The organism is Methylomonas sp. EFPC3, assembly GCF_029643245.1.
GTDB lineage: Bacteria > Pseudomonadota > Gammaproteobacteria > Methylococcales > Methylomonadaceae > Methylomonas > Methylomonas koyamae_B.
Map to the genome: position 1 here is coordinate 1675306 of NZ_CP116398.1, position 12614 is coordinate 1687919.

The window sequence follows — 12614 nt, forward strand, 5'->3', positions numbered from 1 at the left end:
CGTTAGCGGCTGAGCAAGGCCCGCAAATCGAAACGGCTCGGCGGTACCGCCGCGGCTTCGACTTTGTCGTAAACCAATACGGTTTTCTGGCCGGTCTGCACTTCGTCCTGAATCTCGATCTTGCTGACGAAAGGCTGGCTCTTGCCGGCAACCTCGACCCGGTTGGCGTATTCCATCAATGCGGTTTTGAAATGCTTGTCGGAGACCGTCATGTATTCGGCTTTCAATGCCAGTTGGCTGTCCTTGGCGACGTAATATCGAATCTTGTCGTAGGCCACGTTGGCGTCCTTGGCTTTCAATTCCAGCACGTAACACGGCTGCCCGGCCACGTCCGCTTCGCCGGCCGGGGTCGCGTCGTAATCCCGACTGTAATTGGTGGTGGCGACGTCGCCGTTGCTGGCCTCGCCGAGCAGGCGTTGCCGCGGCGAGATCGGCACCGGCTTGCTGACGTCGGGCGATAGGAACCACATATTGCGGTTCTGCATCAGCATCATCTTACCGGCGGATGTGGCCGGCTTCAGGAAGGTCACCAGGGAATTGTCCTGGTCGGCCTCGATCTTCAGCGTATAGCTTTTATCCTCGACATTGTCCTGATAGGCGATGACGGTACTGGTCATGGTAATACCGCCGATCTCGCCGCCGCGGGCGCGGTCGCTGGCTTTTAAAAGCTCCAGCGGCGTCGGCTCTGCGGCCGCAGCAGAAGCCGCCAGCATTAATATTGCAAATAAAGGGGTGCGGACGAATTCAAACATGGCCCAGGGCTCCGACAATGGTTTTTTGCGTGGCGTGGCGGGCCGGGAAATAAGAAGCGACCGCGGCCAACACCGACAGAGTGAATAAAGAACCGAACATGTTATTAAACAACAATTCGATCACCAGCGCGGCTTGTTCCGAAGAATCCGGCGGCGAATAAGTAATCTGCGCCAGATTGATACCGGCACCGATGGCATAGGATAGTGCCATCCCGGCCAGCGAGCCGACGAAGACGATGATGACGCCTTCGATCACGAACAGGCTCTTAATCGTCATCGAGCGCATGCCGATCGCGCGCAAGGTGCCGATTTCGCGGGTGCGTTCGGCAATCGCCATCGTCATGGTATTGACCACGCTGGTCATCGCCACCATCACCACTACCACCATAATGAACAGATACATCATGTCGAACAAACCTTTGACTTGAGTGTAGTACACCGACAATTCGCTCCATTCCTTGATGTCGGCGTCGAAGCCGGCAGCCTTGAGTTTTTCCAGCAATACCGGCTTTACGGCCGGAATCGAATCGACCGCATCCAGCAACACCACGACCCGGTCGGCGCCGTCGCTGCCGTACAACTTACGGGCCAAGGCCAACGGCAACAGCGCGAACTTGTCGTCGGTGCCCATCGAGCCGGTGTTGGCGATTTCGCCGACCCGGAAATCGACCGCGTTGACCATGCCGGACAGCGTCGACGCCATCAACACGCCGTCGCTGCCCTGCTGCAAGCCCATGATCTTCGCCATCTTCTGGCCGATTACGACGGCATCGTCCTGGCCCGGCACCAGTTTGCCGGGCAGATAGACATATTCGGCGCCGCGCAGCGCCGTCTGGTCTTCCGCCGATATGGCTTCGCCGATGAAAATATGCGAGGTGGTGCCGTTACTGACCAAGCCGCTGACGGCCAGCCGCGGGCTGACCAATTTCACACCCGGCACCTCGCGGACGGTGCGGGTCACCAAGTCCAGCGCGGCGGCATCGAGTTGGAATTTTTCCGGGTCCAGCGTGCCCTGGTCGAAGAAGCCGCGGCGCACCACGGTCAAGTGGCCCAGACGTTCGCCGACGATGGCCTGGTCTTTCAGAATCCGGTAGACGTAGGTGAAATAACCTTCGAACAAGCTCAGCGCCAGGAAGCCGATCGCCACCGACAGCACGGTGACCAGGCTTCTGCGCCGGTTTTTCATGACGTTGCGCGCCGCCAGTTTGCAGCGCATTGCGAGTGACATGGACATCAGGAAGCCTCTTTCAAATAAGTATTGTGGCGGTCGTCGACGATCCGGCCGTCGCGGACCTGGATCGAGCGCGCCGCGTAGGACAGCAAATGGGTATCGTGGGTGGCGAAGACGAAGGTGACCTTGCGTTTTTGATTCAGCTTTTGCATCAACAAAATGATCGCGTCGCTGTTGGCCGAATCCAGATTCGCCGTCGGTTCGTCGGCCAGCACGATATCCGGATCGCCGATCAAGGCCCGGGCGATGGCCACCCGCTGGCGTTGGCCGCCGCTCATTTCGTCCGGCCGTTTGTGCAAATGCCGCTCCAGCCCCAGTTCCGCCAGCAGGTCGCGCGCCCGGCGCCGCGCCGTATCGTCGGCTTCGCCGCGGATTTGCAGAGGCAGCATCGTGTTTTCCTGGGCCGACAACACCGGCACCAGATTGAAGCTTTGGAAGATAAAGCCCAGGTGACGGCTGCGGAAATCGGCCAGCCGATTGTCGTTCAGCCCCAGGACTTCTTCGTTTTTAATCGCGATTCGGCCCTGATCCGGCCGGTCCAGCAGGCCCATCAGGTTCAATAGCGTCGATTTGCCGCTGCCGGAAGCGCCCCAGATACAGGTGAACTCGCCCTGCTGGATCGACAGGTTCAAGTCCTGCAGCACGTTGACGGCACCGTCGCCGTGGCCGTAGGACTTGGTGATATGTTCCAATTTGATGATCGGTTGCGTCATAACTAGTAGTCTCGTCATTTTAAAAGACCGGTTCGTAACCGGCTGCGGCAGGAGTCCGCGCCATCGGCAGCAGGATATCGTCCTTGATATGCTCGTTGACGATGTCCTGCAGCGCGCCCAGCACGGCGTCGCGGTTCTCCAGTAAAAAGAAGTGGCCGCCGCCGAACAGGCGCTGTTCGAAGCCGGCCGCGGTTTTGTCGCGCCAGGGCGCCATATCCTCGCCCGGCACCAGATGGTCGGCCATGCCGGTGAAGGCTGCAATTGGGAATTGCGCCGCCGGTTGCGGCACGTGGCTGTAAGTTTCGTGGATGCGAAAATCGGCGCGCAGCATCGGCAACAACAACTGCATGGTTTCCTCGTGTTGCAACACCTCGTCCGGGGTACCGCCGTAGCGTTGCAATTCGACGATGAATTCGCTGTCGCTCAGCGTATGCAACACCCGGTTGCGGCTGCCAAGTTCCGGCGAACGGTAGCCGGAAACGATCAGTTGTTTCGGCGGCCGCACGCCGCGGCGCTCCAACTCCAGCGCCACCCGGTAAGCGATCAACGCCCCCATGCTGTGGCCGAACAGCAGATAGGGCCGGTCGATCCGCGCGATCAGCGCCGGCAGCAAGCCGGCGACCAACGCGTCCAGATCGCCGATGGCCGGTTCGGCGATGCGGCGTTCGCGGCCCGGCAGCTGCGCCGCCAGCACGTCTACGTTATCCAGCGCGCCGGCCCAGCTGCGAAACACGTTGGCGCCGGCCCCGGAATACGGAAAGCAGACCAGCAGATACGGCGCGCGGCCGCCCAGATTAAAATCGGTAAACCAATTGTCGGTAGTCATTGCTCTGTCTTGGTAGTAGTCAAATCAAGCCGGCAGCGCGGTCGGCGCCCAGCGTCGGGGATCGAAAAAGGCCTCGCTATCGTTGGCCGGCGCGAACGCGTTGCGGTTCAGTGCAATCGGCCGGGTATTGACGATAAACGGATGGTTGAAATTGGTTTCGCCGTTGGCGCCGACGCTGCTAGGCAACAAGCGGGTAATCAACGGCTTGTTCCATTTGATGGCTTCGGTGCAAATCGCTTCGATCAAGGCCGCGATCTGGCCGACGCCGACGTCCAACGCCAGCGGCACCATATCCAGACCGCAGCCGCACACCGTAGAGTACAACAGCAAATCCTTGACATCGACGCTACCGTTGCCCACCGCCCGCGCCAGATGGCTGTCTTCCAACACCGACAGCATGGTGCCGTTGTAGCCGACCTGCGGAAAATCGGCCAAGCCCTGCTTCAGCAAATTGTTCACCGCATACAGCGAAAACAGGAATTGGAAACTGCCGACCGGACTGCCGGCCAGCGCCTCGATCGCACTGACGGCGCTGGTGTCCTCGCCGGGGTAAGGCGCCAGCGAGAAATCGATACCGCGAAAACCGACCCCGGTCTCGGCGGCCAGCGCCTCGGCGCAATCGGCCGCCTCCTGCGCCGCCCGCCGCACCTGATTGCGGAATACCGCCAGTTTCTCGTCAAACGGCAAGGGCTGCGAAAACGCGGCGTTGGCCAGTTCCGACAACTCCAGCGCGATACTGAATCCGGCCTCGCCCTGGTGCCAGGACGCCGGAAAAAACGGCGTACTGGCCTGGACGTTGGACATCACCGCAAACCGGAAATTGGCCTGATGCTGTTGGTCCAGCATGGCCAGTTCCCGCACCACCGCAGCGGCCCGGCGTAACGCGCCGCGGTGCATGCCGGCCGCCGAACTGACCAAAGTATTCATGAATACGTGGCGGGTGGCGCCGATCACGGCCGGCACCAGCGCCAGCAATTCCGGGTCGTCGGCTGCATCGACGAAAAACGGGCCGGGCATGCAGAACCAGATATCGCCCAACGCATTCTCCATCCTTACCGCAAATTCGGCCGCGGCATTGGCCCGAATGCGGCGGCCTTGCAGCAAGCGGTCCAGCGGTTGCCCAGCCAGCCGGAAACAACGCGCCCGCAGGCCGCTTTCCGCCAAACGGTTGCCGGCCTTCCCGAAAAAGCGCCGCGCCGCTTCCGCGCCGCGCTCCGGCTGGTCCGGGTCCAGGTTCAGCCCCAATGTCACGGTGCGCACCACCGGCGACGGCGGCCGCGTTCCGAATTCTTCCTGAGCAGTCATCGGTTTCATAGCGTTCTCAAGCTCAACGGCCGGATGTCGGGCCAATGTTGATTGACGTAGTCCAGACAGTTTTCCCGGCTGTCGGCCGGTTTGACCTGCTCCCAACCGGCGGGCACCGGCTTGAAAGCCGGCCATAAGGCGTGTTGCTGTTCGTGGTTGCAGACCACGACGAAACCCGTTTCCAATTCTTCAGCCATAGCGACCATTCTCCAATTCTTAATTTAAGTTCAATGCCTGCGGGCGACCGCTTCGCTAAAACCAGCCGCGGCGTTTGAAGGCTACTTCGCGGCCTGCGCTAACGAACAAGCGCTCGATGTAGCGTTGCCAGGCCGCGCGATCGATCTGCGGCGCCGGCAGATCCAGTTCGGCCAGCCGGCGCAGGGTTTTCGCCTGGCCGATCTGCAGACGGCCCTTGTCCGGCGCGCCGCGGTCGGTATCCCAATAAAACAGGTAGGGCGCGAACGGCAGCGGGGTTTCGGTCGAAGCCTGCTTGACCCGGTCTACCCAATGGTCGGCGCGGATGCGTTTCAGGCCGACGCTGCCGGCCACGTGCTGGGACAGCAATTTGCTCCAGTCGTAGCTTTCTTCGCCCATCAGATGGAATATTTCGCCGCCGCCGGTCTGTCCGGCCAAGGCGATAATCGCCCGCGCCGCGTAATCCACCGCAATCGCCTTTTCGACCAGCGGATAGTCCGGATAGACCCCGAGCTGGATGCAGGTGCGCAAATACAAGCCGATGAAATCGTCGTCGCGGCCGGCACCGCTGCGGCTGTCCACCGCCACCCGGCCCAGACGGAAAATCTGGATCGGCAGGCCCATCCGTCCGGCTTGCCTGACTGCCGCTTCCGCCACCCATTTGCTGGCGTTGTAGCCTTCCAGATCGGTAAAACCTTCGCCGGCCAGATCGGTGTCTTCGTCCACTTTCCGCCCCGAGATTTCGGTGTTGAACACGCCGCCGGTTGAGACGTAGGCAAATCGTTTCAAGCGGTTATAAGCAGCCAATTCCAGCAGGGCCTTGGTTGAACCGACGTTGGCCGCGGCCAGTTGGCCGTAGCGCAACACGTGGTTCAGATGCGAGCCGTTATGCAGAATCAAGTCGATTTCCGAGGCCAGGTAATCGCGCACCTCGCCGCTCAAGCCGAGGTTGGGCTTGGCCAAATCGCCGACCACCACTTTGATCCGTGGCATATAGCCGTCCCACCAAAGGCCGTATTCCTCCAGATTGGCCCGAATCCGACGCAAACCGTCTTCGGCCGAACCGGCCCGGACCAGACAGTGCACCGTGGTCCCCGGCCAGCGTTCCAGCATTTGTTCCAGCAAATAAGCGCCGACGAAACCGGTGGCACCGGTCAGCAACACGTTTTGCATCCTGCCGCTGGCCGGCGGCAATGGCGTCGGCAGCGCGATGGCGGATTCGGCTTTCAAATCCACCGGCCGCGGCGGCAGCAGGATTGCGGTGTCTTCCGCATCGGCTTGGGTTTCCGCGCCGGCCGCATCCAGATAGGCCGCCATGCTGCGCACGGTCGGCGCCACGAAAAAGTCTTTCAGCGGCATCGAGTGCCCGCATTCTTCCCGCACCTGCGCCATCAACCGGGTCGCGCTCAGCGAATGGCCGCCCAGTTCGAAAAAGTCGTCGCTGACGCCGACCGTGTCGACGCCGAGAATCTCCTGCCACAATTCGACCAGCCAGCGTTCGCGCTCGGTTGCGGCCGGTTCGCAAACCCGGCTCGCCGTGTCGGCCGCGCCCGGTAACGGCAGCGCGCCGCGGTCGATCTTGGCGTTGGGCGTCATCGGCCAGGCAGCCAATACCATTACCGCCATCGGCACCATGAAATGCGGCAAGCTTTCCCGCAGCCTTGCCATCAGCTCCACGGCCAAACCGTCGGCGCCGGCTTCGCACAGCACGTAGCCGACCAATTGCCGGTTGCCGGCATCGATGTCGCGCACCAACACCAGCGCGTCGCGCACCCGCTCGTGTTCCATCAGTCGGGCTTCGATTTCGCCCAGCTCGATACGGAAACCGCGGATTTTGATCTGGTTGTCGATCCGGCCCAGGAATTCGATGGTGCCGTCCGCCAGCCAGCGCACCAGGTCGCCGGTGCGGTACAAGCGCTCGCCGCTTTCGGGCCGGAACGGATGGGCGATGAATTTTTCGCCGTTCAATTCGGGCCGGTTCAGATAGCCGCGGCAGACACCGCCGCCGCCGATACACAATTCGCCCGGCACGCCGAGCGGCACCGGCCGCAGTTTGCCGTCGAGGATGAACAATTCGGTGTTGGCCAGGGCGTGGCCCAAAGTCAATTTGGCGTCGCCCGGCCGGTAATCGGCCGCCATGCAAATCACCGTGGTTTCGGTGGGACCGTAAGCGTTGAAAAAACGCCGGTTCGGGCTCCAGGCTTCGGCCAGCGCCTGCTGGTAGCCTTCGCCGCCGACCAGCAAATGGTCGAGGCAGGCCAGTTTCGCCGGGTCGAGATAAGCCAATAACGACGGCGGCAACAGCGCGTGGCTGGTCGTCGCGGTAGCGACAAAGTCGGCCAGCCGATCCGGACTTTTGATCACGTCGTCGGCGGCCATGCACAGGCAACCGCCGTTGGCCAAGGCCACCGCCCATTCCCAGACCGAGGCGTCGAAACTGAACGAGGCGAACTGCAACATGCGGCTGCCGCCGCGAAAATCGAAGCGATTCGCCAACGCCACGCTGACCAGCGCCAGGTTGCGGTGTTCGATCAAGGTCCCTTTCGGCCGACCGGTCGAGCCGGAGGTATAGATCACGTATGCCAACTGCTCCGGCAGCATGCCGGCGACCTGCGGTTCTTCGACCGATTCGCGGACGATCGCTTCCCTCAGGTATTCGCCGTCCAGCGCCAGCAAACGGATACCGGCCGGTAGCGGGATGCGTTCGGCGATATGGCTGTGGGCGATCAACCAGCGGCAATCGGCATCCTCCAGCATGAATTGCTGCCGGTCCGCCGGATAGTTCGGGTCCAGCGGCACATAGGCCGCGCCGGATTTCAACACCGCCAGAATCGCCACGATCCAGTCCGGGCTGCGCTCCAGACACAAACCCACCCGCAATTCGCTGCCGACGCCCAGCCGGATCAGGAAATGAGCCAATCGATTGGCGCGCCGATTCAACTCGGCATAACTGATAGCGCTATCTTGGAACAGGACTGCCGGAGCTTCCGGCCGGTCGCTCACCTGCTGCATGAACATCTGTGGAAACAGGCGACCGTCCAAATCCAGGTTTGGCCCTTTACCCAAAGCCAACATCTCGGCGGCACCAGCGCCATCCAACAAATCGTAATCGGCCAGCGCCCGGTCCGGATCGGCCACCAGTTGCGGCAACAACACCGCGAACGATTGCGCCAGCCGCTCTACGGTTTCCGGGCGGAACAGCGCGCGGCTGAATTCCCATTGCCCGCTCAGGCCGTCCTGCTCGTTGAACACCACATACAAATCCCAGCGCGCCACCCACTCGTCGCTATCGACTAGCGACATGTCCTCGTAAGCGTTACGCAACGCGAAACAGACCTGGAAGAACGGGTTGTAGGCCGCGCTGCGCGCCGGTTTCAATTCATCGACCAGCATTTCGAACGGCAGATCCTGATGTTCGTAGGCGGCCTGCGCCGTTTGTTTCGCCGCCGCTAGCAAATCGTTAAAGCTATGGCCGGCGTCGATCCGGGCCCGGATCGGCAAAGTGTTGACGAAAAAGCCGATCACCGGCTCGGTCTCTTCTAAATGGCGGTTGGCGATCGGGGTACCCAGCACGAAATCGTCCTGGCCGGACCAGCGGTACAACAACAATTCGAAGGCCGCCATCAGCGCCATGAACAGCGTCGCTCCCTGTTTTTCCGCCAGCGCCTTCAAGCCCTGGGCCAGTTCCGGCGCGTAGCGGTCGCGGACCATACCGCCCTGCCAGGACAGTTGCGCCGGCCGCGGAAAATCGTAAGGCAGGCCGATGGTATGCACCGCGCCGTCCAGCTCGCCGCGCCAGTAGGCCAGCTGGGTTTCGCGCAGCTCGCCAGTCAAAAGCTGGCGTTGCCACAACGCGTAATCGGCGTACTGCAGCGCCAGTTCCGGTAGATCCGGCTCCGTGCCAAGTTGGTAGGCGGCGTAGGCCTGGCGAAATTCGCGCACGAAAATATCGGTGGACCAGCCGTCGGTGACGATGTGGTGCAAGGTCGCCAACAACACGGCATTTTCGGGATTCAACAACAGTCGGTAGCGTAGCGGCGGCGCGGCGGCCAAATCGAAGGTCGCCTGCGCTTCCGCCGTGGCCAGCTCGGCCATGCGCAGCTCGCGTTCCGGCTCCGCCAACGCCGACAGATCGTCGATGACCAGCGGCGGCACGAAATCGGGCAAAATCTGCTGGCGCGGTTCGCCGCCGACGGCCGGGAAGCAGGTGCGCAGCGATTCGTGGCGGCGGGTCAGCCAGGCCAGTGCCCGGCGCACGGCTTCGACATCGGCCGGCGCGTCGAGAAACACCGCGTTGGGAACGTTATAGGCCGGATTGTCCGGCGCATATTCCTGCACGAACCAAAGCCGGCTCTGGGCGTAGGACAGCGGCAACGGTTCGGGTCGTTCCTGCCGGACCAATGCCGGATAAGCCGGCGCGCCGCCCGCTTGCCGGTTGCGGATCAATGCAGCCTGCCCGGCGATGGTCGGCTGTTGAAACAGTTCGGACAGGCCCAGCTTGACCTCGAACAGCTTCGGAATCCTGGAGAACACCTGAGTGATCGTCAACGAATGGCCGCCCAAGGCAAAGAAATTGTCGTTGACGCCGATGTCGTCGCGCCCCAGCACTTTCTGCCAGACGCCGAGCAAGGCCTCTTCCACCGCGTCGGCCGGCGCTTGCGCCAGCGCAGCCTGCAGCGCATCGCTTGCCTCCGGCGCCGGCAGCGCGGAACGGTCGGCCTTGCCGTTGGCGTTCAACGGAATCGCCGCCAACAGGACGAAGACGCTGGGCACCATGTAATCCGGCAGGCGTTGCGCCAGATAAGCCCGCAACTCGGCGCGGAACTCGGCCGGCTCGGCGATAGCCGCCGCCGGCACCAGGTAACTGACCAGTTGTTGGCGGTCGCCGCCGCTGACCACGGTTACGGCGTCCTGCACCGCGGCGTGGCCGCGCAATACCGTATCGATTTCCTCCAGCTCGATCCGATAGCCGCGAACCTTGACTTGAAAATCCACCCGGCCTTTGACGACGATGCTGCCGTCCTCGCGGAAGTAGCCCAAGTCGCCGGTGCGGTACAGGCGTTCGCCGGCAACTTCCGGCTGCGGATGCGGAATGAACTGGCTGGCGGTCAAGCCCGGATTGTTGAGATAGCCGACGCCGAGCGAAACGCCGCCTATCATCACCTCGCCGGCAATGCCGGCCGGCAACGGATTGTTGAAGCGGTCCAATACCAGCATGCGCACGTTGGGCAGGTTTTTGCCGACCGTGACCGGCCACTCCGGATGCTCTAACTCTTCCCGGCTGAAGCGATGGGTGGTGCAAAGGTCGGTGCATTCGGTCGGGCCGTAGGTGTTGACCAATTCGCAGCGGCTGTGTGCCGACAACAGCCACGGCGCCAGCCTGGCCTTGTTTACCGGCTCGCCGCCCAGCAGCAAGTAGCGCAGCGAGGCCAAGTCGCGGTAATCGACGTCTTCGCCTTCGGCCAGCGCATAGCCCATGCTCGGCGTGCAGTTGATCCAGGTAATGCCCTGCTCGGCCACGCTGCGGCGTACGTAGTCCGGATCGAAATGATCGCCGACGGCCAGATGCAATTCGCCGCCGGTGAGCAAGGCGCCCCAGACGTTTTTCTGCGCCAGATCGAAGGTAATTTTATTGATCAACAGACATTTGTCGGCACTGCCGAAACCGAATTCGCGGTTCCACCACAAGATGAAGTTGATGAAACTGTCGTGGTAGACCCCGGCGGCTTTGGGCTTACCGGTGGAACCGGAGGTATGGATCACGTAGAACAGTCGTCGGGTATCGACAGCCACGGCCGGCGCGGTGTCCGGCTGGCTGCTCCAATTCGCCCACGTCCGGTCCAGATCGATAATCTGCAGCCCGTCCGCCGCGAGCGCGTCGCCGCGGCCATGGTGGCTGAGCAATTGGCTAAAGCTCAGGTCCTGCAACATACCGGCCAGCCGGGCGGCGGGCGCCTTCGGATCGAGCGGCGCGTAAGCATTGCCGGTTTTGACCACGGCCAGTATCGCAATAATCAGTTCCGCCGAAGGCTCCAGCAATAGCGCGATTTGGCCGCCGGCCGCGGCACCCTGCGCCAACAGAAAATGGGCCAGGCTATTGGCGCGCCGCTCCAGTTCGGCATAACTCAGGCGGACGTCGCCGACCGCCAACGCGGTCCGCTCCGGATGCAATACCGCCCGCTCGGCGAACAACACCGCCAAGTCCCGCTCGCGCGGAAAATCGGTCGCGGTTGCGTTCCAGGCCGCCTGACGCAGGCGTTCGGCTTCCGCCATCGCGCTGACCGTGGCCAGCGGCCGCTCGGCGTCCAGCAGCATCTGGTCCAGCACGGTTTGCCAGTGGTCCAGCAACCGTTCGACCACAGCCGGCGCATAGCGGCGCGGATCGAACATGGCGCGGATATTCATCTCGCCCGCCGGTTCGACCACCAGCGTCAATGGATAATTGGTCTTTTGCGCCACTGCGACGTCGGGCAATTGCACCTGGCTGGACTGCGGAAACGATTCCACCGCCAGCATCGAATCGAACAACGGCAGCCCCGGTCCGATCGGGCTCCAGGCCTGAATCTCGACCAGCGGGCTATGTTCGTAGCTGCGCAAGGCCAGCAAGCCGTCCTGCAAATCGCGCAGCCAGGCCGCCACCGGCTGGGCGGCGCGGATGCGCACCCGCAACGGCAGCGTATTGATGAACAGGCCGACCATGTGCTGCGAGTTTTCCAGTTCCGGCGGCCGCCCGGACACGGTACAGCCGAACACGACGTCGTCCTCGCCGCTGTACAAAGCCAGCAAGTAAGCGTACGCGCCCTGAATCACGCTATTCGGCGTCAAGCGCGCGGCGCGGGCGAATTCGCGCAAACGCTCCGCCCGCTCCTGGCCCAGCGCCCGACGGACCACGGCATAGTCGCAGTCCGGCTCGGCGCCGGGATTGCCCTCGACCAGGCCAAGCGGCGTCGGCGCAGCAAAGCCGGCCAGATAGCCGCGCCAGAAAGTCTCGGCCGCGGTCCGGTCCTGCTGCCCCAACCAACGCAAGTAATTTTTATACGGCGTACTGGCCGGCAGTTCAGGCTCGCGCCCGTCCGCCAATGCCATGTAAGCCTGAAGGGCCTGATCCAGCACGATAAACGCCGACCAGCCGTCGAGCAGGATGTGGTGGTAGGTCCACAGCAACACGCTCTGCTCCGCCCCGGTTCGAATCACCCGCAAGCGCAGCAACGGCGCCTTGGCCAAATCGAAGCCCGCTTTGGCGTCCGCAGCGCGCAGCGCTTGCAGGCCTTGCTCGCGTTCCGCCTCGGCCAGGTCAGACCAATCCAGGGCTTCGACCCGGATTTCGGCTTGGCGCTGCACCACCTGCACCGGCTTTTCCAGGCCTTCCCAAAAAAAGCCGCTACGCAGGATGTCGTGGTGGGCGATCACCCGGTTCCAGGCTTGTTGCCACAGGCCGGGGTCGACGCCGAACGGCACGGTTTGGCTGAACTGTTCGACGTACACCCCCGAGTCGGGGCTGCTCAGGGAATGGAACAGCATCCCTTCCTGAATCGGCGTCAGCTTGTAAATATCGGCGATGTTGGCGCGATCGATGGTCATGGCTCTATCAA

The 12614-nt window shown here is 62.5% G+C and carries 7 protein-coding genes; all 7 read right to left on the reverse strand.

All coding sequences use genetic code 11. From position 1 onward, the window contains the following. Positions 1-2: 2 nt before the first annotated feature. From PL263_RS07575 to PL263_RS07605, 7 genes are read right to left on the reverse strand one after another with little or no spacing between them, the layout of a single operon-like run. Entirely contained in the window at positions 3-752 is a 750-nt protein-coding gene (locus PL263_RS07575) for an outer membrane lipoprotein-sorting protein (protein ID WP_278212417.1), read from the reverse strand. Continuing rightward, positions 745-1986: an FtsX-like permease family protein gene (locus PL263_RS07580; protein WP_278212418.1), complete on the reverse strand. Its 1242-nt coding sequence runs from the start codon at positions 1984-1986 to the stop codon at positions 745-747. Before PL263_RS07580 ends, PL263_RS07575 begins: the two co-directional genes overlap by 8 nt. Continuing rightward, a complete protein-coding gene (locus PL263_RS07585; RefSeq protein ID WP_140912270.1) occupies positions 1986-2696 on the reverse strand; it encodes an ABC transporter ATP-binding protein in 711 nt (236 codons plus the stop codon). The genes PL263_RS07580 and PL263_RS07585 overlap by 1 nt, the downstream gene beginning before the upstream one ends. Positions 2697-2715: 19 nt before the next feature. Continuing rightward, a complete protein-coding gene (locus PL263_RS07590) occupies positions 2716-3522 on the reverse strand; it encodes an alpha/beta fold hydrolase (RefSeq protein ID WP_278212419.1) in 807 nt (268 codons plus the stop codon). A 24-nt stretch (positions 3523-3546) separates the two neighbouring features. Next, on the reverse strand, positions 3547-4836 hold the full coding sequence (locus PL263_RS07595) for a DUF711 family protein (RefSeq protein ID WP_278212420.1): 1290 nt from the start codon (positions 4834-4836) through the stop codon (positions 3547-3549). Continuing rightward, on the reverse strand, positions 4833-5024 hold the full coding sequence (locus PL263_RS07600) for an MbtH family NRPS accessory protein (RefSeq protein WP_278212421.1): 192 nt from the start codon (positions 5022-5024) through the stop codon (positions 4833-4835). The genes PL263_RS07595 and PL263_RS07600 overlap by 4 nt, the downstream gene beginning before the upstream one ends. A 55-nt stretch (positions 5025-5079) precedes the next feature. After that, complete coding sequence (locus PL263_RS07605) at positions 5080-12603, reverse strand: non-ribosomal peptide synthetase (protein WP_278212422.1); 7524 nt, start codon at positions 12601-12603, stop codon at positions 5080-5082. Positions 12604-12614: the final 11 nt, after the last annotated feature.

Bases quoted from the DNA above. Each gene is read 5' to 3' on its own strand.
- PL263_RS07575 (WP_278212417.1), bottom strand. From the start codon at position 752: ATGTTTGAATTCGTCCGCACCCCTTTATTTGCAATATTAATGCTGGCG.
- PL263_RS07580 (WP_278212418.1), bottom strand. From the start codon at position 1,986: ATGTCCATGTCACTCGCAATGCGCTGCAAACTGGCGGCGCGCAACGTC.
- PL263_RS07585 (WP_140912270.1), bottom strand. From the start codon at position 2,696: ATGACGCAACCGATCATCAAATTGGAACATATCACCAAGTCCTACGGC.
- PL263_RS07590 (WP_278212419.1), bottom strand. From the start codon at position 3,522: ATGACTACCGACAATTGGTTTACCGATTTTAATCTGGGCGGCCGCGCG.
- PL263_RS07595 (WP_278212420.1), bottom strand. From the start codon at position 4,836: ATGAAACCGATGACTGCTCAGGAAGAATTCGGAACGCGGCCGCCGTCG.
- PL263_RS07600 (WP_278212421.1), bottom strand. From the start codon at position 5,024: ATGGCTGAAGAATTGGAAACGGGTTTCGTCGTGGTCTGCAACCACGAA.
- PL263_RS07605 (WP_278212422.1), bottom strand. From the start codon at position 12,603: ATGACCATCGATCGCGCCAACATCGCCGATATTTACAAGCTGACGCCG.